Genomic DNA, 22348 nt, shown 5'->3' with positions numbered 1-22348 from the left:
AAGGGAGCAAGTTAATGGCACTCCAGACATCCTATCCGGTACCTCGTCTGCTGGTGATTGGCGGGGGAACGGCCGGAATTGGTGTAATAGCGAGTCTGAAAAAACGTATCAGAAATCTGCAGATTACCGTCATTGATCCTTCTGAAAACCACTATTATCAGCCTGGCTGGACTCTGGTCGGGGGTGGACTTTATGCTAATCAGAAAACCATCAGACCCATGCGCGAAGTTTTGCCTGAGGGAGTCACCTGGATTCAGGAAAATGTCTCCGCTGTTGATCCCCTTAGCCAACATGTCACTACCAAGTCGGGTAAACAGTTAAGTTATGACTTTCTGGTGATCGCCTGTGGGGTTGTCTTATGCTGGGATAAAATCGAGGGGCTGGAAGAAACTCTGGGACGCAATGGTGTCACTTCAAATTACCGTCCGGGACTGGCGCCCTACACCTGGCAACTTGCAAGCACCCTTTCCCGTGGCAACGCCATCTTTTGTCAGCCAATGACCCCGTTTAAATGTGCCGGTGCGCCGCAGAAAGCCCTGTATCTTTCCTGCGAACACTGGCAGAAAAAAGGGGTACTCAGCAATATCAATGTCCGATTTAACGTGGCAGGCAAGGCTATTTTCAGCGTTCCTTATTTTATTCCGATTCTTAAATCCTACCTGGAACGCTACACCGCCAGTGTCAGTTATTCGTCCGAACTGATTAAAGTTGACGGCAACAATCAACTGGCTACCTTCCGTATCAGTGAAGAAGGTCAGGCAGACAGGGAAGAAACTTACCCGTTCGATATGCTACATGCCGTCCCACCGCAGACAGCACCGACGTTTATTGCCGATAGTGGCCTCGCTAATCCTGATGGCTGGTGTGATGTGGACCAGAAAACACTACAACACACTAAATATCCGGAAATCTTTGCGCTGGGCGACTGTTGCTCGGCCCCGGCCTCTAAAACGGCTGCCGCGGCCCGAAAACAGATAGTGGTAGTAGCTGAAAATTTAAGTAACATCATTCAGGGAAGCACTCCACTCACCCATTACGACGGATACGGTTCATGTCCTTTAACTGTCGCCAGAGGCCATGTGGTACTGGCCGAATATGGTTATCAAAACAAGCTACTGCCGACTTTTCCTGGTGAACCCGCGCGTGCCAGCCGTTTAGCCTGGTACCTGACTGCCCGCTTTCTCCCTTTTTTCTACTGGCGTGGCATGTTAAAAGGCGTTGAATGGTTTGCCCGCAGCAAGCCTGAAAAAAGTGAATCACAGTGAAATATCGCTGCAGAACTGCCAGATAAACAGCAACGGCCCCTCAGGGGCCGTTACCGGAATAGTTCAGAAATCGTGCTGACTTAGTTGAACGTCATACCACCATCGATAATTAATGCCTGACCGGTCATATAATCTGAATCGCTGCCGGCAAGATAAGAAACACATGCCGCAACATCCTCCGGTTCAGAGATACGGCCGAGGGTCACATTTTTCGCCCATTGCTGCAGGCCCCACTCCAGTGACTGACCATTTTCATCCGCAACTTTCTGCGCGATACCTTCCATCATTGGAGTACGCACAATCCCCGGGCAGTAAGCATTCACCGTCACGCCAAATTTTGCCAGATCTTTAGCCGCCGTCTGAGTAATACCACGTACCGCAAATTTAGTGGCGCCGTATACCGCCAGATCCGGATTCCCCACCTGACCCGCCTGTGATGAAGCATTGATGATTTTACCAATGACATCGCCGGTTTTACCCGGAGTTCTTTTCTTAAAGTGTTTAAGCGCAGCCTGAGTTCCCCAGTAAACGCCACCCACGTTAACATCGAACACTTTATGGTAGATTTCCGGAGTAATATCTTCGATAGGCGTCGTCGGGCCCAGACCGGCATTATTGACGATGACATCCAGCCGACCAAATTTCTCAACCACTTTGTCTACGGCCGCAAATACCTGGTCCCGGCTAGCGACATCGACAACGACTGCAACGGCTTCACCACCTGCTTTAGCGATCAGATTAACGGTCTCCTGAGCTGAATCGGCGTTAAAATCCAGGCTACCGATTCTGAAACCATCTTTAGCCAGTCGTAACGCGACAGATCTGCCAATACCCTGACCTGCACCTGTGACAACTGCCACTTTTTTCTCTGAACTCATGATTATTTCCTTCTGAAATTACATAAAGTTATCTTGTATATCGCTAAGATTTATTACCAAAGGATGAAAAATTTGTTATGCCTCTAAGGTAATCCTCTGTGTGCAGATTAAGATGATTCAGATCAAGTTTTACGGCATTTGAGATGTTCAGGCAGGGCTAAGCGCATTAAATATTAAATCAGCGTTATTTTAAAACCCTAGTAATCACATGGGTTTATCATCTTTGTTCCTGACCTTTAGTTGCCACAGCGAAACATGACACGGTTCTGACGAGCTCTCAGAAATACATATCGTTGATATCGTCAATACCAGGATAGCTGACTGGCATAGTAAACTGCTGGTTTTTGACGTACGGATTTCAATAAAAAAACCTGAACAAACATCCGGATTTTACAGCAAAATATTGCATTGACCTTGCACGGGAAACGATGATTCTTCAGAACAACAGGTAATTCGCCAGCAGCATGTCCTGCACCGCTGCCAGAGCCGTTTCGAATGTCAGCCAGCAGTCAATAAGATGGCTGTCTGACCAGACAGTTTTCATTTCCGGTTACGTAAACAGGGACCATTAGAGTTCCGGGTCAACTACTGAACTTTGGTCAGCACGCATAATCACCTCCTGCATCATTAAGCCTGTCTGCCACCGGGGTGGCAGAGAACCTGGCAGGAGCAGTATGGAAAGTGTGCGAAAATCACGGGTAAAAAAATGGAATCTGCAATTCCCGTCTATCAGCGACGAAAGCAGCTCTGCTTTTGTGAGTCATATTACAAGAGCCAGCCCGGCCCTGACTTTTGAACGTTAACAGTATCAGGTGGTCTGCCAGTTGTGCAGCCAGTACTGATAATGAGACGGCCATTCCATCGTGGGCGTGCCCGGTATCCCCATACCGAAACCATGACCACCGGTTGCGTAGCGATACAACTCTACCGGCACATGGGATCTCTCACAGGCAGCTTTCATGATGAGTGTATTTTCCGGGTTTGAGATCGGATCATCCTTTGCCTGGACAAGAAAAAAAGGAGGGGAATCTGGCTTCACAAAATTCTGTACTGACCATGCTTCATCCTGCTGCGCCGTGGCATGATTTCCCACCAAAATTTTATGTGTCGAGGTATGAGTATAGGGCGATTCCAGCGTAATTATCGGGTAAATTAATGCAGCTCTGTCGGCCGCTGCCGGCTTACTGTCGAGGCTGTCAATCGCCGGATAGCTGGTAAAATCAGGTCGGGTCGCTGCCATACCCAGCAAATGACCTCCGGCGGAAAAACCAAGTAGTCCGATATTCTTTTCCCGCTGCCTGATAAGTCTTATGGCCCGCTGCGCATCCTGTAAGGCAACCAGGTTACCGTCTTTCCAGCCTTCCCCCGGTAACCGATAGCTGAGCACGTAGGCAGTATAACCTCGTTGAGTCAGCCAGTGTGCAGCTGGCATTGCTTCACTGGCCATTTCGATACGTTTATATCCGCCTCCTGCAGCGATTATAACCGCATAACCGTTGGTTTTGACCGGCATGTACAGCGTCAGCGATGGCTGGGAAATATTGCGTTGAGCTCCCTTGGCTGTCCAGTGAACCGGCCCGGAGGGACCGCCCCCGCCCGGTGGCTGAGCAGGCCAAAGTGGAAATGTCTGTGGAGTTCCGGAACTTACATTGTTCAGAGCCGCAAAGCTGTTAACACACCCGCTAATCAGCATACCTGCGCCCAGAGTTCCTATAAATTGACGACGATCCATAGTGGCCCCTGCAAATAAGTCATGCATTCATCACAGCATAACAATGCGCAGATATTATGAAAAAATTATCACCTGATGTTTCATCCGGTACAAAATCATCGGGATAAATCAGAAACTAAAAGGCCGCTTAACATGAACTGTCCTACTTTATGGAGTCAGTCCAGTCTGATAGCTGTGTATGTCTGCTGTTCTATGTACGGGGTGATAAAATGTTGTCGGTGATTAAACAATAAGTTAACCAACCGGATATATTGTCCTGAAAATGACGGAACTGGTTAATTTAAGAATATAACCCGGATACAAATACGGGCAAAACGCGTTAATTTAGACAAGGCTATCTTACTCCAGGTCTTTGATTTAACAAGCTGAGATCCTGTTTTTTACTTTTATTAAGGGTTAATCAGTATGATGAATTACCTGTTGCTGGCTATTGCTATAATTTTGTTAATCATTGCCGGATTTTCGTTAGTTTCCTATCTGAAGGATAAAAGAAAACATACTATTTCAGGAAGAAATAAACGCCGTTAACCTGGTCCTGAACATTACCTGTTGGGGAGAAATCACCGGGGCGGTTTTTTACTGACCGCCCCGGTGATTTTATCCGGCAACATAAAACTGTTCAATATTCATAAAGTATCCTCGCAGATTCGCCTGCACATTATATTCCCGTGACAAAAGAGGCAATATATCCCGACCATTATTGTGCCGGGACATAGTCAAAGCCTTGCTCATCAAAAGCCAAAACTGTTGAGTTCAGGATAATCGTCAGGGCGGGCTGTTCCTTCCCAGAAGAAGCGACGTTGCTCCTCAGTAATCGGTTTATCATTAATACAGGCATATCGATTCATCATCAGCCCCTCGGCATTGAATTCCCAGTTTTCGTTGCCATAACTGCGATACCATTGTCCGGCATCGTCGTGCCATTCATAAGCGAACCTCACTGCAATCCTGTTCCCGTCAAACGCCCATAGCTGCTTAATCAGTCGGTAATCAAATTCTCTGCTCCACTTACGTTGCAGAAACTGAACTACCTGCTCCCTGCCTCTCACTTCTTCATTACGGTTGCGCCAGAAGGTATCCGGGCTATAGACCAGGCTCACGCGTTGTGGATCCTGACTGTTCCAGGCATCTTCTGCCAGTCTGACTTTTTCGGCCGCAGTTTCGGCAGTAAATGGAGGTACGGGCTGTCTGATTTCCATGGTGACTCCTGATTTAACGTCATGTAGACAGAATTGTCTACATACAGACTAACTAATGCAGACAAGTCTGTCTACATTGGTTATGATAGATTTTTACAGGAGACTTCTGATGACCAAACCCTCTGCTGCCCGTGAGCGTATACTTGAAACCGCCCATCAACTGTTTTACCGCGCCGGTATCCGGGCCACCGGCGTTGACCTGATTATTCGGGAAGCTGCCGTTACCAAAGTGACCTTTTACCGCCATTTCCCGTCAAAAAACCAACTGATTCTTGAGTTTCTCGATTACCGCCATCAGCACTGGATGCGATGGTTCAGAGACTCATTACTGGCTCTTAATGCAGAAGGAATACCGTTAGATCAGGCTATTGGCCAAACGATGGCTCAATGGTTTAACAGCGATGATTTCCGGGGCTGTGCCTTTACCAATACAGCAGCAGAATTAGGTGACACGCTACCCGAGGCACTGGAGCGGGTACGTAAACATAAACGGGATATGACAGTGACTCTTGCCGGTTTACTAAGCGCAAATTCCGGGGGGAAAACACAGGCTGCCATGATAGCCATGGCAGTTGACGGGGCAATAGTCACCGCCCAACGCGGTGAACCTGTTGCTCATTGTGTTGCCTTGCTTAGTGATCTCACCCGACGGGTGATCAGCCCGTAATACCTCTCCTTTTTTGCCAACAGACATGGGTGTCAGGCATCCAATAAACAGGCCACAACCTGTCGGTTGCGGCCTGAGGCTAACATTTCCCCCTATCAACCGGTAATTTGCCGCCAGCTATAGGCCCGGATGGTAAATTAACCGTAAGCCAGTAACGTCCGTTGGCACAATTCGGAACGGACACAGTCCTCTTTATCAAAACGAACCAGACCCACCAGATCATCATCTGCAAAACGTGCTAATGCATCCCCCAGTCCTGAAGTCACGCCTGCCGGCAAATCACACTGAGTAATATCTCCGTTAACGATAACCGTCACATTTTCCCCTAAGCGCGTCAGGAACATTTTCATTTGTGCTGCAGTCACGTTTTGCGCTTCATCCAGAATCACGAAAGCATTCTCGAAAGTCCGGCCGCGCATATAGGCAAACGGAGCAATCTCAACCTTACCGATTTCAGGACGCAGGCAATATTGCATAAAAGAAGCACCGAGACGTTTTACAAGAACGTCATACACCGGACGAAAATAAGGGGCGAATTTCTCAGAAATATCACCAGGCAGAAAACCAAGATCTTCGTCAGCCTGCAATACCGGACGTGTCACAATAATACGTTCGACGTCTTTGTTAGACAGCGCTTCCGCTGCTTTCGCAGCACTAATCCAGGTTTTACCACATCCGGCTTCCCCGGTGGCGAATATGAGTTGTTTGGTTTCGATGGCGGCCAGATAACGGGCCTGAGCCTCATTTCGGGCAGCAATTACAGAACGATCCCGGGTGTCGCGGGCCATGCCGATAGAGTCCATTCCCCCCATCTGCACCAGCGAAGTGACCGATTCTTCCTCACGCTGACGATGACTGCGCGAATCATTACGGATTACCCGGCGCGCTTCACGACGCGCTTTAATCACTGCTTTCTGTCTTCCCATGTTGGCACCTTACAGTTGGTTTCATTTTCCGGGCCTGAATATCAGGCACGTATACGTGAACGCTTTAGAGGTTTACCGGCTTCCTTTTAAGCCATGAACAGCCGTAGAGAGCAGTACATCGTTCTGATAAACGTGTACCGGTTAAAGAGACATGCAGTAATGAATATAAGTGATAAAAAGACGATGATTTTAGAGTGTAGCCTGTACCTATGCCTGGCGACATAAGCGAAATGTATCTGATGTGATGCATACAGCCACAATTCATGCACACTCTCCGAAGTACTGGGTAGAACTGATACTCTCACTGAATAACTTGCACCTGACAGGCAGTAAAATGCAACAATATTTTTACTCTTCCGCGAAAAAATAGTAAGCAGCTTAGAACATAAAATCAGATAAACCTTTTAAAACATAATGTTACTATATTTCCGTCAACACTGGCGTTAACAATAAATAGTGCTCGCCAGCCCCGTTTTTCCGACTGGCTCCGTCATGCGATGCAGTCAATTTATTCTGCCGACCGGGAACAGATTATTTTTTGAACAAAAAATAGCCCCTCAGACTCTGAATGAGTGGCAGTTCCTGAGAAATAACCACTCCCTGAAATATATTCTTTCATCAGCGAAACGGTGAATACTTTCATTTTGTTTTACCGTTTTCAGACAGAATAACAGAATTTCCCCGGCAAACATCCTGACTCAGTCCTGATGCGTACTCCAAAAAAACCCGTGACAGAGTAATATCACGGGTTTTTAACCAGACATTATCGTCTGTTGTATACTGATTTAATCGTTCTGAAATTCCTGACGAGCAGTTTCAAAACGTTGCAAAGCTTCCTGAGAAGGACGGGAGCCAGTCTTACTGAAAATCACAATCGCCAGCAACCCGACAATAAACCCCGGGATGATTTCATACAAACCAAACAGCGCAAATTGCTTCCAGATCACCACAGTGACCGCACCCGCTATCATCCCCGCCAGTGCACCGTTACGGGTCATATTCTTCCAGCAAACACTCAGCAGTACCACCGGGCCAAAAGCAGCTCCGAACCCTGCCCACGCGTAACTCACCAGGCCCAGGACCTTGTTTTCCGGGTTACGGGCCAGAAGAATAGCCACCAGTGCCACCAGCAATACCATCAACCGCCCTACCCAGACACGTTCACGCTGGCCTGCATTTTTGCGCAGAAAAGCCTTATAAAAATCTTCAGTAAGAGCACTGGAACAGACCAGTAACTGGCAGCTCAGAGTGGACATCACCGCCGCCAGGATAGCTGACAGAAGAATTCCGGCTATCCACGGGTTAAACAGAATCTTTGCCAGTTCGATAAATACCCGTTCGGCATTCTGATTAACGGCTCCTGCCATCGCCGGATGGGTATCAAAATACGCTATTCCGAAGAATCCAACACCCACAGCCCCCAGCAGACACAGAATCATCCAGCTCATACCAATCCGTCTCGCAGCGCGCATGGAACGATGTGAATCTGCAGCCATAAAACGTGCCAGAATATGCGGCTGTCCAAAATACCCCAGTCCCCACCCCAGCAGAGAAATAATCCCGATAAAACTGGTACGGTTGAATATATCGGTAAATCCCGAACCATGGGCTTCGATAACCTTCATAGCATCAGGGATGCCACCCACCGCAAAAATAACAATCACCGGAGTGAGGATCAGAGCAAAAATCATCAGGCTGGCCTGAACCGTATCGGTCCAGCTGACTGCCAGAAAGCCGCCCAGGAAAGTATAAACAATCGTCGCTGCCGCCCCCGCCCAAAGAGCCGTTTCATAACTCATACCGAAGGTGCTTTCAAATAGCCTGGCACCCGCCACAATCCCGGAGGCGCAGTAGATAGTAAAAAAGACCAGAATAATCAGTGCCGAAATCACCCGTAATATTTTACTCCGGTCTTCAAAGCGACTGGAAAAATAGTCCGGTAAAGTGAGGGCATTATTATGATGCTCAGTCTGAACCCGTAACCGCCCGGCCACAATCTTCCAGTTCAGCCAGGCACCGATGACTAAACCAATCGCTATCCAGCTTTCAGAAATCCCCGACAGAAAAATAGCGCCCGGTAATCCCATCAGGAGCCAGCCACTCATGTCTGAGGCACCGGCAGAAAGTGCCGTGACCAGACTGCCGAGTTTACGGCCACCCAGGATGTAATCATCGAAGTTTTTGGTCGATCGCCAGGCAACAAAGCCAATAAGCAACATACCGAAGATATAAATAATAAATGTTACAAGTAACGGGATACTGGCTGTCATGTTTGTCTCCATTTTTTGCTTATTATCAGGCACAGTCTGAGCAAATAGCACGAAAAAATCACTATCCCCCGTGCTTTACGCACAGATAATACGCATATCGTGTAGTTTCCACCCCCCTGCCAGTTGCAACAATGAAGTAACATGTTGTTACATGGAAAGCACTTATTTTTTATTCACAACCAGAGTCGGATCAAACTTTTCAACATTGCAACTTTATGCAACCCTGGTTTAACGGCATAAATAACCTCTTATCTTGTACTGGCGAAAAATAACGACTGACGGTAAAACTCTTAACTTTTCAGACTAAGTATTACCCGTTTAATTCATAAGTTTTTCATAGTTGCAACAGGTTGCAACTTCAGCGATATTGAGGTGCAACCTATAAGAACATACAGCAAACGGAGACAGACATGGCAACCACCACCACAATGGGTGTAAAGCTGGACGAAGAAACCAGGGAGCGGCTGAAACTCGCCGCACAAAAGATTGATCGAACACCTCACTGGCTGATTCGCCAGGCAGTGTTTAATTTGCTGGAGGCGATTGAATCTGGTAACAGCCCCTGGGCTTCTGAGCAGCTTGCCGGCGGCCATGAACCCGACGCTTTACCCGTAAAAGAAGAAACCGTACAACCCTTCCTGGATTTTGCTGAGCAGGTTCTGCCACAGTCGGTTATCCGTTCGGCCATTACCGCGGCATGGCGTCGTCCGGAAACCGATGCCGTTCCGATGATCCTTGAGCAGGCACGCCTGACCCCGGCAATGTCAGAGAAGACTCATCAGTTGGCTCTGCAACTGGCCGAAAAATTGCGTCAGCAGAAAGTCAGCAGTGGTCGTGCCGGTATGGTGCAAAGCCTGTTACAGGAGTTTTCTTTGTCATCACAGGAAGGTGTAGCACTGATGTGTCTGGCAGAAGCGCTGTTGCGTATTCCGGATAAACCCACCAGGGATGCATTAATCCGCGATAAGATCAGCCACGGTAACTGGCAGTCTCACCTCGGCCGCAGCTCCTCTCTGTTTGTGAACGCTGCCACCTGGGGTTTACTGGTGACCGGCAAACTGGTCGCTACCCATAATGAAGCGAACCTGTCGCGTTCCCTCAACCGAATTATCGGTAAAAGCGGTGAGCCGGTGGTGCGTAAAGGGGTAGATATGGCCATGCGTCTGATGGGTGAGCAGTTTGTCACCGGCGAGAGTATCGCTGAAGCCCTGGCAAACGCACGGAAACTGGAAGATAAAGGATTCCGCTATTCCTACGATATGTTGGGTGAAGCCGCCCTGACGCACAAAGACGCCGCAGCTTACCTGCTCTCGTACCAGCAGGCGATTCATGCCATCGGTAAAGCCTCTAATGGCCGGGGCATTTATGAAGGACCGGGCATTTCGATCAAACTGTCAGCTCTGCACCCTCGCTATCAACGGGCACAGTATGACAGAGTCATGGCAGAACTTTATCCGGTGCTGAAATCCCTGACCTTGCTGGCCCGTGAATATGATATCGGTATCAATATAGATGCGGAGGAAGCTGACAGGCTGGAACTGTCACTCGACCTGCTGGAAAAACTCTGTTTTGAACCGGAACTCGAAGGCTGGAACGGTATAGGCTTTGTGATCCAGGCCTACCAGAAACGGTGTCCGTTCGTGATAGATTCTCTGATTGATCTGGCACAACGTAGCCACCGCCGTCTGATGATTCGTCTGGTCAAAGGGGCGTACTGGGACAGCGAAATCAAACGCGCCCAGACAGAGGGACTGGAAGGTTATCCGGTTTATACACGTAAAATTTATACCGATGTCTCTTATCTGGCCTGTGCCCGTAAACTGCTGTCAGTCCCCAACCTGATATATCCGCAGTTTGCTACCCACAATGCACAGAGTCTGGCGGCGATTTATCAGTTGGCTGGCAACAACTACTATCCTGGCCAGTACGAATTTCAGTGTCTGCATGGTATGGGGGAACCGTTGTATGAACAGGTGGTAGGGCCGCTGTCTGAAGGAAAACTTAACCGTCCCTGCCGTATCTATGCGCCGGTGGGAACTCATGAAACTCTGCTGGCTTACCTGGTCCGACGTCTGCTGGAAAACGGTGCAAACACCTCGTTTGTTAACCGGATAGCCGATAAGACCTTATCTCTTGATGACCTGATTACTGACCCTGTACTGGCGACTGAACAACTGGCCCGGGAGGAAGGGGTCACCGGTTTGCCACATCCGAAAATCCCGTTGCCGCGTGAGTTGTATCACAGCGATCGCCAAAACTCTTCCGGGCTTGATCTGGCCAATGAACATCGGCTGGCCTCTCTGTCCAGCGCCCTGTTGAACAGTGCCACCAGTCCCTGGCTGGCAGAACCACTGATTGATGCTGAACCACTGGCGGAACAGCAGCGACCGGATGCACTGCCGGTATTCAATCCGTCAGCAGTCCGGGACATTGTGGGTTACGTCAGGGAATCAACCGAACAGGAAGTCACTGCCGCCCTGAAAACCAGCAACGCCGCCTGTACTATCTGGTTTGCTACCCCTCCAAAGGAGCGGGCGACTATCCTCGGAAACGCGGCCATGATGATGGAAGATCAGATACAGACACTGATTGGTATCCTGGTCCGTGAAGCCGGAAAAACGTTTCAGAACGCTATCGCAGAAGTGCGGGAAGCCGTAGATTTCCTACGTTATTATGCCGCTACAGTCTCCGCTGATTTTGACAATGAGACTCACCGCCCGCTGGGTCCGGTGGTCTGTATCAGTCCCTGGAACTTCCCTCTGGCTATATTCACGGGTCAGATAGCTGCAGCGTTGGCCGCCGGTAACGCCGTACTGGCCAAACCAGCTGAACAGACACCACTGATTGCCATGCGGGCCGTACAAATCATGCATGAAGCCGGAGTTCCGAAGGGCGTACTACAGTTACTGCCAGGCAAGGGAGAAACGACGGGGGCGCAGCTGGTGGCCGATCCTTCCATTCGCGGAGTCATCTTCACCGGCTCGACGGCAGTGGCTTCTTTGTTACAACGTAACATATCGGGCCGGCTGGATCCCCGGGGACAACCTGTGCCACTAATTGCTGAGACTGGTGGAGTTAACGCCATGATAGTCGACTCCTCCGCACTGACTGAGCAGGTCGTGGCTGATGTGATAGCTTCTGCTTTTGACAGTGCGGGTCAGCGTTGTTCTGCCCTGCGGTTACTGTGCCTGCAGGAAGATATTGCCGACCATACGCTGGATATGTTGCGGGGAGCAATGGCCGAATATCGTACAGGTAACCCGGAACTTCTGACGACCGATATTGGGCCGGTCATTGATGAAGAAGCCCAACAGATGATTGAACAACATATTGCCTCAATGGCAGAACAAGGCTTTAAAGTGAGCCGGATTACTCATCCGGATAGCGGTAAACTGACAGCGCTGAATAATGGACGCTTTGTCGTCCCGGCACTGATTGAGATAAATCGTCCAACAGATTTACAGCGTGAGGTGTTCGGTCCGGTGCTGCATGTGGTGCGTTATTCCCGCAATCAGCTCTCTTCTCTGATCGATGAGATTAATGCCACCGGCTATGGCCTGACCTTCGGGGTTCATACCCGTATTGATGAGACCATCAATCACGTCACGCGCGATATTTGCGCTGGTAATCTCTATGTAAACCGGAATATGGTCGGCGCTGTGGTCGGCGTGCAACCTTTCGGTGGTGAGGGACTGTCAGGAACAGGACCGAAAGCCGGGGGGCCCCTCTATCTTTACCGGTTACTCTCCTCTCGTCCGGATAACGGACCTAAACAGACATTATCACGGCTGACTTCACCTCTGGACAGCCACGTTATCTCTGCTCCGTTTACAGCCCTCAGTGACTTTGCGGCAGCACAGGATAATCAGTTGCTGACGGCACAATGCCGACAGTTTGCTGAAAATAATCAGAGTCATACCCTGCGACTGCTTGACGGCCCCACCGGTGAACGTAACAGTTACACACTGCTGCCACGGGAACGGGTATGGTGCGTAGCGGATAATCAGCAGGATGCCTTTTGCCAGCTTGCGGCCGTTACCTGCACCGGTTGTCGCGTATTATGGAATGATAATGAGCTGACCCGCAGCTGGCTGGAACAGTTGCCTGCAGAGGTTCGACAGCAGATTGATTTGAGTGATGCTCCAGCCAGTCAGCCCTATGACGCGGTAATTTTCCACGGCGATGCTGATCAGTTAATTCTGTTATGCAAGGAGGTTGCCGGACGCAATGGCCCGATTGTCTCGGTACAGGGATTTTCCCGGGGAGAATCCGCTATCCTCACCGAAAGGTTACTCCTTGAACGTGCGGTCAGTATCAACACTGCCGCTGCCGGGGGTAATGCCAGTCTGATGACTATCGGCTAACCGCTCTGTCCCGTGGTGCTTCCTGCGCCACGGGACATCCTGGCTTCATTCCTTTTTGGTCCTTCTCCGGTCACACTCACCAGCCTCATTCCCTTGTTTTCTCTGCCAACTGATGCCCGTTGACCAGTCTTGAGGCTAAACGCTGTTTACCGCGTTATTATTTGAAATCATAGTAGTCAGCACTTTCTCCGTCCGTAGTTCCTTCTGTTCAGCCGGATATAAACTACGTCGGTGCAAATCTTTTCTCTGTGTTCTTTAATGCCAAGGATAAAGTACTGATGAACTCAACTACCGATGCTTTATTATTGATTGCTGTTATTTTGGTCGCGATCGCCATCTACAATTTATATTCATATCTGAAAGAAAGGAGATACAAAAAATTCCCAACGCTTCGGCGTTAACACTGGCAATTTAAACTTGTAAAATAAATGACAGCACAATGATTGCCGATATAAAAAACAGTCAATCACCATTTAACGAAGATATACCAGAATGAGCGCAATGATAATCACGCCATAATTTTGGTGTTGTCTGGTATCTTTCACGGAATAATTTACCAAACCGTGAATGACTGACAAAACCACATTTCCAGGAAATCATTTCGATACGCATCTCCGGATGCGTTTCAAGTAATTCACGGGCAGCATTTAAACGGCAATCACGTATCACTGCCATCACCGACGTATTTTGTTCCTGAAATGCCCGATCCAGGCTGGCTCTGGAGCATTTCATCATCACCGATAGTAAATCCGGATTGAGGTCATGTAACAAATAGTTCTTTTGAATCAATGAGCTGGCACTGTTAAATAACCATGCACGCTTCCCGGTGGCCTGCAGTCCTTTTTCCTGAGCGATATCAGATAACAGCAGCAATCCCATATTCATTAAACCGTCAACTACGGTTCCGGTTTCCCGCTGTGACAGATAATGAGAACTACTGTCCAGTAACTGCATATGGGATTTTATAAACCCGGACAGTGGATGTTTATCAACCACCACCACAGGGGTATTAATTTTACCAATGAATAATGGGGAGCTAAGCGTATTCGAGGGAATAACATACAACTGCTTTACCCCTTTCGCATGATAGTGATAAAAATCCGCGCGCTGATGAATAAATAAACTTCCCGGGCGAACTCGTGTCGATACCGAACGGTCACGACCACTGACTAATTGCTCTCCTTCCATCAACATGGAAATAAATACCGAAGTTTCGGCGACGGCATGTGGGTCAAATATGGTCTGATTGTCAGAGCCCATGGCACTGCAGTAATCTCCACCGATAGCGGAAATTGTTTTGTGTTTAGCAATAATATCTTCTGGTCGTCGGTTATTAACTACGCGAATACCATAACAGCTCAGATTTTCTTCAATATCATGAAAGCGCTTTTCCGGATCAATAACCGAGGCTTCCAGGATATGCTGGGTATATAATGATGAGGGCCGGGTCATAATAACTTTCGAAGTTGCCAGCAGATGGCTATGAGACTATGCAACAACCTTACAAAATTTCCCGGCCAAACACCATTAATGAATCATGAATTTTTCTTGAGAAAATATGTCACCGGAATGGCTGACCAAAAATAGAATATTGTGCCTTTTAGGGGATAACACTCTGATTACATTCCGGTTTCACTGGCTACTGTCGTCGGCTCTTCAGGAGGCAGAATATCACGAATATTCACCAGGGCATTACGCACTGCCGCACCTCCGGCGTAAAACAACAATTGCAATATACTCTCAATGATCTCTACCCTGCTGGCACCGGCATTCAATGCTGCCAGCGTGTGTGCTCGTAACTGTGGTACCGGATGACCCAGGGTTGCACACGAAGCAATCACGACCAGTTCCCGAATTTTAGAATCTAATCCCGGACGACTCAAAATACCGCCCATCGCCCATTCAATGGAGATATCGGTAAAGTCCGGACAAAGGCCGTCCATATCCTGTTTCAGGGCTTCTCCGGCCCCGTTACCGTACAAACTTTCAAACAGTTGCATACCTCGCTGGCGTAATTCGGGATGACTTAGCATGTTCTTACTCCTTAATAGTGGGGTTAACGTTATTAAAATTGATTAACCTCACTTGATAAACATCGATATACTTTTATCTTTCACAAGTATTACCTGGCAATCATGAACAAACTTGAAAGTATGGCGATTTTTACCCGGGTTGCAGAAAAAGGCAGTTTTGCCGCGGTTGCTGAAGAAATGGGGATCAGTGCCACCATGGTCGGCCTGCATATTAAAGCCCTGGAAAAAATGCTCGGTGTCAGGCTACTGCACCGTACAACCCGACGGCAAAGCCTGACTGAATTTGGCCTTAGTTACTATCAGCGCTGTTGTGATATTCTGGCCCGTGTGGATGAAGCAGAGTCACTGGCCGGGGAACTGCAATCTTCACCCCGCGGGCGGCTGCGGGTAGCGTCGCCGGTCACTTTTGGTGTGCATGCCCTATCTCCGTTATGCGCTGAATTTCTGACCCTCTACCCACAGGTTAATCTGGAGCTGGTATTGAGTGATGTGATACCCGATATGGCCGAACAGGCCATAGATATCGCGATTCGCATCGGTGAAACAGACAATATTAACGCATTCGTCGCTCGCTCACTGGCACCCTACCGTTCCGTCATTTGTGCGACCACAGATTATCTGAGCCGGTACGGGATGCCACAGCGGCCGGAAGATTTGAGTAACCATCGCTGCCTGGGATTCGCACATCCACAGGCCAGTAAGCACTGGACTTTGCAATCGGGAGGTCATCCTTTGCGCATCCCTGTCAGTCTGTGTATGTCGGTAAATAATGGTGAAGCATTGCGTGCAGCTGCACTTAAAGGACTGGGAATTATTATGCAGCCTGAAATTTTGCTGGCAGAAGACATTGTGCAGCAACGGCTGATTCCGTTGCTGAATGATTTTCTTCCGCCCGCTAAGCCGGTACAGGTGGTTAGCTTTGCTGACCGGCAGCCGTTGCCAGGGCATCGTCGTTTTATCGAACTTTTGATGTCCCGGTTTGGCGAACAGTTATCGGTACTCCGTGACTGATACGTCCGGAGTGTCTCCCGGGAAATAGCAGGCATATTTTGCCAGTGCTATACGGTAATTTATCCGGCTTTTTTCCGGTAACAGTTCATCCCATAATTCCAAAGAATGATAGTCCGGCAATTTCTCCCGGGTATATCCTTGATCCGTTAACGCCTGATCCAGCCGCCGTAAGCGCATGACATATTCCCTGATGGTCGCCAGACACAGACATCCATCAGCCAGTAGTGCCTGCTTAAACGCCTGAATATCAAACAATGTCGGTTGACGACCGTTACTGACGGTAGAACAAAACCGGCACACTGGTTCCAGCCGGGTCATAAAGATCTGCCACTCCTGTGCAGTAACCGGGCGATCCATATACATAATATCTTTATGAGTAATCAGTTTGCCGGACAGTAACAGACGCACGCGGCTGAGTTGATTGCCGCAACTACTACAGTGATGCAGGGCATACTTATAATCGCGAATATAGCGACTTAAACGCTGGTAGTGAGTTTTCATGATTTTTTACGCGCTCCGGCGCTGAGTTTTTCTTCCGTTAATTATCTTTCAGACGAGCGCGCAGCCGCTTAATTGCCTGACTGTGTAACTGGCTGACTCTTGATTCACCGACATTCAGGACAGCCCCAATCTCTTTAAGATTGAGTTCGTCCTGATAGTAAAAGCTGAGGACTTGTTTTTCGCGTTCAGGCAGCCCCTCAATCGCCTCCAGCACCTGATTTCGCAGACTATGGTCGAGTAGCTGATGTAATGGATTGCTTTCTTCACGATGTTCCATCATCAATTCCATACCGTCACCGTTGTCTTCACATAACGTCTCCAACGAAAATAACTGACTGGTATTGGTTTCCATCAGAATCTGCCGGTATTCCGCCAGACTTATTCGCAGGAAGGAGGCGATCTCCTGCTCACTTGCCGGCTTACCCGCGGTCTGTTCCAGTTGAGCTATCGCTGCAGCTACTTCACGGGCTTCGCGCCGGACGCGCCGGGGAACCCAGTCACGGCTGCGTAATTCGTCCAGCATCGCCCCCCTTATTCTTTGTACAGCGTAGGTCGTAAATGCCGTCCCCTGGGTTGCATCGTAACGGTCTATTGCATTCAACAGTCCAATTCCTCCGGCCTGAATCAGGTCATCGAGGTCAACGCTGGCGGGTAGTCGCACCTGTAGCCTTAAGGCTTCATGCCTTACCAGCTGTACATATTGCTGCCAGATATCCTGTTTATCAGTGACACCTTCGGCGGTATATAAGCTCTCCACAATTCCATCCTGATTTGCCAGGGCCGTGGAGAAATTATCAACCGTCAGGGAGAAGAACTATCGAAGGAAAAAAGAGTTAAAATTAAATGTGTTATGCGGCTGAAAAATGCGCCGGTCAGGAGAGGCGATGACCAGCGCAGAAACTACTGACGGGAAGAAAAGTGCGCCCTGATACTACGCAGAGAACGAATAGCCGCCTGACGGTCGGCCACCGGCAATGTCGACAGTGCAAAACCATACTTATCTTCAAATTGCATGGCGGCGGTCAGGCAGATAGCCCGGAATGTCAGCTGGTTGCAGATAGTGGACTGGCGTGTGCTCCAGCCTTCGTCCCCCAGATAAGCTCCGGAGTTTTCGATATCGGCAAAATAGGAAAACGGCGGGTGCATTCCCGCCCGGATGATACGCCAGCTATGTTCCACATGCTCCAGAGCATTATAGAAAATCTCATCCATCAGCCCGGCCTGTTGCAGACAGTGCCGGCTGTAGTAGGAGAACGCGCCAACACAACTGGGATAAAGAGGCAGACGGAATGAAGCATAATCTACTTGTAGCCTTGGCCGTGGCTGCCCTTGTTCATCAACGTTATACGGCCCGTGCAATGCGAAATTAAAATGCTGTATTCCGGTCTCTGCAGAGGCTGAAATATAGCGTTCAAATACCTGAGGATCTTTCAGATAAATATCATCTTCAATCAGGAAAATGTGGTCGACATCCTGTGCCAGCAAATATCTGAGTGCGGTATTTTTACTGCATCCGACGCCCTGATTCTGCGGGTTTTCCACCAGCATCGCCTGTAACGAGCGATATTCAGCGTCCGGCCGACCGTCATTTACAATAATCAACGCATAAATCTGGTCTTTGGGTAAAGAATTCCAGAGTCGGAGGAACCCAGGCTTGCGGTTAAAGGTTACAATACCGACTCCGATGCGTCCGGATTGTCTGTTCATGACTTACTCCTGTAACTTTGCAGAGGCTGGTTTATCCAAGCCAGGCTTGCTGCCATTCTGCCAGTGATTGAGGTGTCAGCAGCCAGTCACGGCGTACTGTCTGTTGTAATGTCTCTCCTCTGGTGGCCAGTGCCTGCGGTGAGTTCAGGTGTTCCCGGATGGCCTTCATCCAGTGCCTGAAGTGATTTTTGACCCGGGTCACCGGCAGTGAGCCGCGGTAAGGTTCAATATCACTACAGATCACCGGAATACCACAGGCTCCCAGTTCCAGCAGGCGCAGGTTGCTTTTGCATTCATTGAACAGATTTATTTCCAGCGGCACCAGAGCCAGATCCAGACTCAGGCTCGCCAGTTTCTGCGGATACCAGTCAAACGGCACACCACTATGAAACTCACCACTGAACTGAGCCGGTTTCATGCCCATAAATACCCACTCTACCTCATCCGCTAATGCCTCAATCAGTGGCCGGAGAATAGCCAGATCGCCGGTATGACTGTTCCCTCCAGCCCAACCCAGCCTCGGCTTCCTTCCCTGGTTCCGGGCACTGGTTAATGCGCCCCATTGCAACGGATTAAGCCGGTTTTGTGCGACCCTGATATCACTGTGCAAACCGGAATAGGCCGAGGCCAGCGCAGCTGTGGATACCACCAGATGATCGGCACTCTCCATGGTCCGCCTCAGTTGGCCGGCAATATCTTTCGGTAATTTATGGCGGTTTTGATTGTGTCGCGGCAGACGGAGGAAGTAATCGTCATATTCCATAATAATTTTGGTACCGGATAACTGCCGGTATTGACGGAGGGTTTCTTCAATCTGCGGATCAAACGGCATCTGTAATAACAAAAGATCCGGCTGAATTGCCGCGACTTCCATAGCCGCAGGCAAACCATGGATCAATCCGCCTTCGAGTTGCAGTTGTTGTTCCATCAGCTGGTAGGGTTGTATCACACGGTAATGACCACAACCGGTAAAATTAACATGACCTGCCATTATGACCGGCAACGGCCTGCCTGGTAACGGGTACTGCACTCTGGCTGTCCGGTGTGACAGCCTGAAAGGCTGACCCGTGCGGGTAAAGTGACGGTGGTAACGAATATCCTGACATAAGGCTCCCTGCCAGCGTTCACGCAATGCATCATTGCCCTGCTGCTCTGCCACAGCTTCGGCCGGATAACAGGCGGCAGAAAGTCTTGTGGCACCGCCCATATGTTGCAGTGTCGCTTGTGGTGTCCAGACGACCAGATAACCCTGTTGTCGGACCCTGAGACAAAAATCGATATCGGCGGCCCCCCCGGCGAAATGCTGTGCATCGAAACCGCCGACAGTGTCAAACACATTGCGCCGGACCAACAGGCAGGATGCGCTCAGCGCCGTGACCTGCTGGGCTGTCTGCAGGTAATGAGAATATCCGCTCGCAGTGGACGGTGAATCACGGAAGGCTTCAGCGACTCCGCTGCCAAATCCGGTGATAAATCCCGCATGCTGGATACGTTGATCAGCGAAAAGCTGCCTTGCACCGGTCACCGCGACTTCCGGGCGATGAGCGATTTCCAGCAGATTATTTAACCAGCCAGAATCACTGAAGCTGCAGTCATTATTGAGAAATAACAGATAATCACCTGTCGCCCTGGCAGCAGCAAAATTATTGATAGCCGCAAAATTGAAGCCATCCGTCCAGTGCAGTATTTTCAGATTCCTTAGTTTCAGCGCCTGTAACTGATTCAGATAATCACAGGCGTCTGCCTGACAGGAACCGTTATCGACAATCAGCAGTTCATAATCCGGCCAGCGTGTGTGTTCGGTTAAGCTGTCAAGACAACGACGTAGCAATGGCTGGTTATCACGGGTAACAATCACAATAGAAACACGGGCTGTGAGTGGCAAAGGGTAACGCAACTGGTCGGGGTACCCTGCTGTACCTGGTTCTATCCAACCCTCACTGCCACAACGTTGCAGATGCTGTAGAGTAATTTCCCGGCGTTGTGCCGTGACTGATTCCATCACCTGGCGTTCAGGGATAAGCAACACGGCTTCCGGCAGATGTCCGACTGCGCCCGGACCTGTGTGTTCAATCACCCGCCAGATAAGCTCACTGAATATGAGTTCATTACTGTAGGCGTCCTCCACCAGATACTGTTTGATACATGTAGCGGTGACCAGCAACTCCTCTCCCGGATAATGCTGGCTGCGTAGCAGGTCGATATTGCAGTCTGGTTTCAGGAGTAACTGCGCATCTTCGAGCCTGTCTCCCTGTAAAATATCGCTGTAACAGACCTCAATACCCGGCTGCTGTAACTGATGTTCCGCAAACAATAACAGGCTGTCATTCAGACAACAGGTGCCGGCTTCAATCACCAGCCAGCTGGTCGCTGTAAAGCGGATAGTGGTCTGAAACAGTGCCTGTCCGTCAACCGGCAGAGAAAGTTGCTTCTCATTTTCCTGCAGCAATGACGGGTAATGCATGGTACTAATCAGTATGCAGTGTTCCGCCGCCAGTGATTGCTGGCGAACTGACATCAGGCTGTTTTCACACTGCGTCCGGTCATTCCTGCGGTCGAGAATGATCACTCCGATTCTGGAAACCTCTCCCTGCCCTGCAATAATGGCAGAAAGCACAGCCCGCCGTGTCTCACTGATCTCCCTCTGTTTCAGCCATTGCAGTAATGGCTGACTGTCATCGGCCTGCTGCGCAAGAATATTCCTTACCATCATCCATTCTTTCGCATCTGCATCACTCAACATCAGTCTGCCGGCCGCCGGAAGAGAATCAAGCAGTGGTGGTAACAGCGCAGACAAAGACCAGTTCTGCAACGCACTGGATTTAAAGCCGGTTGCCCATTGCAGTGCCTTTGCGAACCCGTTGATTAATGCATCACAATATTGCTGAATATCAGGCTGGCTCCCCCCCGTGGCAATAAAAAAATTATCGCTGTCCATCGTCAGTGACTGCTCTGTCAGATAACCGTGCCAGCCGCCCTGCCCGGCTATACACACAGGAATGCCCAGACAAAGTGCCCGCGCCACCCACTGATGTTCTCCCACCACCAGTTGATACTGACTGAGCTGTTGATTGGTCAGTGCTGAGGTTTGTTGCGCTATCAGCATGACATCCAGACGAATTCCCCGTAAACGGCACATCGATGTCAGCTCACTGAGAGCCGGACTCAGGCTCTGAGTCACCCACAGGATATGTTTCAACGCCGCGCCCTCCGGATTGCCGGGGTCACTGTGGTCATCGTCAAACGCGAGGGGAAGCAGTCGCATGGCTGGCCCCGATGCACCACGTAAGCGCTGTGCAGCATAGCTGCGCGGCGAGTCCGTTATAATGCGCCAGGCGAGTCGGTTTTCCAGAGCACTAATCTCTTCACCTATACCCGGCACAGAGGATGAGAAATGCTGAAACAGGCAGCATCCATGCAACTCACCCCGATGCATAAGTTCAATCAGCCTGGCTGAAAGGTAACCATTACACACCCAGATGAGTTGATAGTGGTGGTACAGGTCGTCGGAGGACTGCCCGGGTGAAGGTGGGTCATTATCGATAAACAGACGTAGTGGCCCTGTCAGCGACAATTGCGTCAGTTGCTGTCGGTATTCCCCGTCTGTCAGTCGAGCGGTAATATCAACCGACCAACCCTGATGAAGAAACCATCTGGCCAGACGTAGCAGTAAAGACTCCGCCGCCGTGAACTGCCTAAGGCTATCCAGCGAAAAAAGTATTCTCTTCATTCCTATCCCCTGTCCGCGCAACACAACAAAACCCCGCAGAGCGGGGTTAGGTTTTAACCAACGTT

18 protein-coding genes are annotated in these 22348 nt (G+C 49.6%); 7 read left to right on the top strand and 11 right to left on the bottom strand.

Annotated elements, in window-relative coordinates:
* Nucleotides 1-14: 14 nt before the first annotated feature.
* Nucleotides 15-1265, top strand: a complete 1251-nt coding sequence (locus B3Z23_RS07315) for an NAD(P)/FAD-dependent oxidoreductase (protein WP_294904898.1) — start codon at nt 15-17, stop codon at nt 1263-1265.
* 80 nt (nt 1266-1345) lie between these two features.
* Here the strand turns inward: B3Z23_RS07315 and B3Z23_RS07310 are convergent, their stop codons facing one another.
* A complete protein-coding gene (locus B3Z23_RS07310) occupies nt 1346-2143 on the bottom strand; it encodes a (S)-acetoin forming diacetyl reductase (protein WP_294904895.1) in 798 nt (265 codons plus the stop codon).
* A gap of 674 nt (nt 2144-2817) precedes the next feature.
* Here B3Z23_RS07310 and B3Z23_RS07305 point away from each other — a divergent pair.
* Entirely contained in the window at nt 2818-2946 is a 129-nt protein-coding gene (locus B3Z23_RS07305) for a hypothetical protein (protein ID WP_294904893.1), read from the top strand.
* 5 nt (nt 2947-2951) lie between these two features.
* Here B3Z23_RS07305 and B3Z23_RS07300 read toward each other — a convergent pair whose 3' ends face one another.
* On the bottom strand, nt 2952-3875 hold the full coding sequence (locus B3Z23_RS07300; RefSeq protein ID WP_294904890.1) for an alpha/beta hydrolase: 924 nt from the start codon (nt 3873-3875) through the stop codon (nt 2952-2954).
* Between the two features lie 405 nt (nt 3876-4280).
* Here B3Z23_RS07300 and B3Z23_RS07295 point away from each other — a divergent pair, with 405 nt between their 5' ends.
* A complete protein-coding gene (locus tag B3Z23_RS07295) occupies nt 4281-4403 on the top strand; it encodes a small membrane protein (protein WP_349677213.1) in 123 nt (40 codons plus the stop codon).
* A gap of 203 nt (nt 4404-4606) precedes the next feature.
* Here the strand turns inward: B3Z23_RS07295 and B3Z23_RS07290 are convergent, their stop codons facing one another.
* Nucleotides 4607-5074 carry a nuclear transport factor 2 family protein gene (locus tag B3Z23_RS07290; RefSeq protein WP_294904888.1) on the bottom strand — a complete coding sequence of 156 codons (468 nt, stop codon included), beginning with the start codon at nt 5072-5074 and terminating at the stop codon, nt 4607-4609.
* 109 nt (nt 5075-5183) lie between these two features.
* On the opposite strand from B3Z23_RS07290, the gene B3Z23_RS07285 reads away from it, so the two are divergent.
* Nucleotides 5184-5741 carry a TetR/AcrR family transcriptional regulator gene (locus B3Z23_RS07285; RefSeq protein ID WP_294904885.1) on the top strand — a complete coding sequence of 186 codons (558 nt, stop codon included), beginning with the start codon at nt 5184-5186 and terminating at the stop codon, nt 5739-5741.
* Between the two features lie 137 nt (nt 5742-5878).
* On the opposite strand, the gene phoH is transcribed toward B3Z23_RS07285, so the two are convergent.
* A complete protein-coding gene (phoH, locus tag B3Z23_RS07280) occupies nt 5879-6667 on the bottom strand; it encodes a phosphate starvation-inducible protein PhoH (protein WP_294904882.1) in 789 nt (262 codons plus the stop codon).
* Between the two features lie 785 nt (nt 6668-7452).
* A complete protein-coding gene (putP, locus tag B3Z23_RS07275) occupies nt 7453-8937 on the bottom strand; it encodes a sodium/proline symporter PutP (RefSeq protein ID WP_294904879.1) in 1485 nt (494 codons plus the stop codon).
* 410 nt (nt 8938-9347) lie between these two features.
* Here putP and putA point away from each other — a divergent pair, with 410 nt between their 5' ends.
* Both putA and B3Z23_RS07265 read left to right on the top strand, forming a co-directional pair.
* Nucleotides 9348-13301 (top strand): trifunctional transcriptional regulator/proline dehydrogenase/L-glutamate gamma-semialdehyde dehydrogenase, encoded by a 3954-nt coding sequence (putA, locus tag B3Z23_RS07270; RefSeq protein ID WP_294904876.1) that lies wholly within the window; start codon nt 9348-9350, stop codon nt 13299-13301.
* 278 nt (nt 13302-13579) lie between these two features.
* Nucleotides 13580-13702, top strand: a complete 123-nt coding sequence (locus B3Z23_RS07265) for a small membrane protein (RefSeq protein ID WP_294904873.1) — start codon at nt 13580-13582, stop codon at nt 13700-13702.
* Between the two features lie 61 nt (nt 13703-13763).
* On the opposite strand, the gene B3Z23_RS07260 is transcribed toward B3Z23_RS07265, so the two are convergent.
* Both B3Z23_RS07260 and B3Z23_RS07255 read right to left on the bottom strand, forming a co-directional pair.
* Nucleotides 13764-14753: a helix-turn-helix transcriptional regulator gene (locus tag B3Z23_RS07260; protein WP_294904870.1), complete on the bottom strand. Its 990-nt coding sequence runs from the start codon at nt 14751-14753 to the stop codon at nt 13764-13766.
* Between the two features lie 167 nt (nt 14754-14920).
* Nucleotides 14921-15334 (bottom strand): carboxymuconolactone decarboxylase family protein, encoded by a 414-nt coding sequence (locus B3Z23_RS07255; RefSeq protein WP_294904867.1) that lies wholly within the window; start codon nt 15332-15334, stop codon nt 14921-14923.
* Between the two features lie 102 nt (nt 15335-15436).
* Between B3Z23_RS07255 and B3Z23_RS07250 the strand changes: the two genes are divergently transcribed.
* Nucleotides 15437-16345 (top strand): LysR family transcriptional regulator, encoded by a 909-nt coding sequence (locus B3Z23_RS07250; RefSeq protein ID WP_294904864.1) that lies wholly within the window; start codon nt 15437-15439, stop codon nt 16343-16345.
* Here B3Z23_RS07250 and B3Z23_RS07245 read toward each other — a convergent pair.
* From B3Z23_RS07245 to B3Z23_RS07230, 4 genes are all read right to left on the bottom strand, one after another.
* Nucleotides 16325-16846: a flagellar regulatory protein FliZ gene (locus B3Z23_RS07245; protein WP_294904862.1), complete on the bottom strand. Its 522-nt coding sequence runs from the start codon at nt 16844-16846 to the stop codon at nt 16325-16327. The genes B3Z23_RS07250 and B3Z23_RS07245 overlap by 21 nt on opposite strands.
* A gap of 37 nt (nt 16847-16883) precedes the next feature.
* A complete protein-coding gene (locus B3Z23_RS07240) occupies nt 16884-17603 on the bottom strand; it encodes an RNA polymerase sigma factor FliA (RefSeq protein ID WP_294904859.1) in 720 nt (239 codons plus the stop codon).
* Nucleotides 17604-17746: 143 nt separating this feature from the next.
* Entirely contained in the window at nt 17747-18553 is an 807-nt protein-coding gene (locus B3Z23_RS07235) for a glycosyltransferase family 2 protein (RefSeq protein WP_294904856.1), read from the bottom strand.
* Nucleotides 18554-18584: 31 nt separating this feature from the next.
* Nucleotides 18585-22283 carry a glycosyltransferase family 2 protein gene (locus B3Z23_RS07230; protein ID WP_294904853.1) on the bottom strand — a complete coding sequence of 1233 codons (3699 nt, stop codon included), beginning with the start codon at nt 22281-22283 and terminating at the stop codon, nt 18585-18587.
* Nucleotides 22284-22348: the final 65 nt, after the last annotated feature.

The sequence above is a fragment of the Tatumella sp. UBA2305 genome, from assembly GCF_002345795.1.
Taxonomy (GTDB): domain Bacteria; phylum Pseudomonadota; class Gammaproteobacteria; order Enterobacterales; family Enterobacteriaceae; genus Tatumella; species Tatumella morbirosei.
This window is presented reverse-complemented; position numbering and strand designations above follow the sequence as displayed.

Coding starts and splice junctions, on each gene's coding strand:
- B3Z23_RS07315 (WP_294904898.1), top strand. CDS start 15: ATGGCACTCCAGACATCCTATCCGGTACCTCGTCTGCTGGTGATTGGC.
- B3Z23_RS07310 (WP_294904895.1), bottom strand. CDS start 2,143: ATGAGTTCAGAGAAAAAAGTGGCAGTTGTCACAGGTGCAGGTCAGGGT.
- B3Z23_RS07305 (WP_294904893.1), top strand. CDS start 2,818: ATGGAAAGTGTGCGAAAATCACGGGTAAAAAAATGGAATCTGCAATTC.
- B3Z23_RS07300 (WP_294904890.1), bottom strand. CDS start 3,875: ATGGATCGTCGTCAATTTATAGGAACTCTGGGCGCAGGTATGCTGATT.
- B3Z23_RS07295 (WP_349677213.1), top strand. CDS start 4,281: ATGATGAATTACCTGTTGCTGGCTATTGCTATAATTTTGTTAATCATT.
- B3Z23_RS07290 (WP_294904888.1), bottom strand. CDS start 5,074: ATGGAAATCAGACAGCCCGTACCTCCATTTACTGCCGAAACTGCGGCC.
- B3Z23_RS07285 (WP_294904885.1), top strand. CDS start 5,184: ATGACCAAACCCTCTGCTGCCCGTGAGCGTATACTTGAAACCGCCCAT.
- phoH (WP_294904882.1), bottom strand. CDS start 6,667: ATGGGAAGACAGAAAGCAGTGATTAAAGCGCGTCGTGAAGCGCGCCGG.
- putP (WP_294904879.1), bottom strand. CDS start 8,937: ATGACAGCCAGTATCCCGTTACTTGTAACATTTATTATTTATATCTTC.
- putA (WP_294904876.1), top strand. CDS start 9,348: ATGGCAACCACCACCACAATGGGTGTAAAGCTGGACGAAGAAACCAGG.
- B3Z23_RS07265 (WP_294904873.1), top strand. CDS start 13,580: ATGAACTCAACTACCGATGCTTTATTATTGATTGCTGTTATTTTGGTC.
- B3Z23_RS07260 (WP_294904870.1), bottom strand. CDS start 14,753: ATGACCCGGCCCTCATCATTATATACCCAGCATATCCTGGAAGCCTCG.
- B3Z23_RS07255 (WP_294904867.1), bottom strand. CDS start 15,334: ATGCTAAGTCATCCCGAATTACGCCAGCGAGGTATGCAACTGTTTGAA.
- B3Z23_RS07250 (WP_294904864.1), top strand. CDS start 15,437: ATGAACAAACTTGAAAGTATGGCGATTTTTACCCGGGTTGCAGAAAAA.
- B3Z23_RS07245 (WP_294904862.1), bottom strand. CDS start 16,846: ATGAAAACTCACTACCAGCGTTTAAGTCGCTATATTCGCGATTATAAG.
- B3Z23_RS07235 (WP_294904856.1), bottom strand. CDS start 18,553: ATGAACAGACAATCCGGACGCATCGGAGTCGGTATTGTAACCTTTAAC.
- B3Z23_RS07230 (WP_294904853.1), bottom strand. CDS start 22,283: ATGAAGAGAATACTTTTTTCGCTGGATAGCCTTAGGCAGTTCACGGCG.